The organism is Pseudomonas sp. SIMBA_068 (assembly GCF_046534705.1).
Classification (GTDB): domain Bacteria; phylum Pseudomonadota; class Gammaproteobacteria; order Pseudomonadales; family Pseudomonadaceae; genus Aquipseudomonas; species Aquipseudomonas putida.
Window position 1 is genome coordinate 1 of record NZ_JAWRYI010001207.1, and the last position, 249, is coordinate 249.

Genomic DNA, 249 nt, shown 5'->3' on the forward strand with positions numbered 1-249 from the left:
GTTTTTATCGTCGCTATCTTCATTTTTCGTTCCTGTTGCTGTGTGCCAGAGATTACAGCGCCGCTTCGTCGGCTTCGCCGGTACGAATACGAATGACGCGTTGCAATTCAGCGACGAAGATTTTGCCGTCGCCAATTTTTCCGGTGTAAGCCGCCTTACTGACGATATCGATCACTTCATCGAGTTGGTCATCAGCAATCGCCACATCAATTTTTACTTTTGGCAGGAAATTGACGCTGTATTCCGCCC

At 48.2% G+C, this 249-nt stretch carries 1 protein-coding gene; it reads right to left on the minus strand.

All coding sequences use genetic code 11. From position 1 onward, the window contains the following. Positions 1 to 52 precede the first annotated feature (52 nt). On the minus strand, positions 53 to 249 hold a 197-nt coding region (locus SB756_RS33355; RefSeq protein ID WP_410913669.1), incomplete at its 5' end, for a P-II family nitrogen regulator.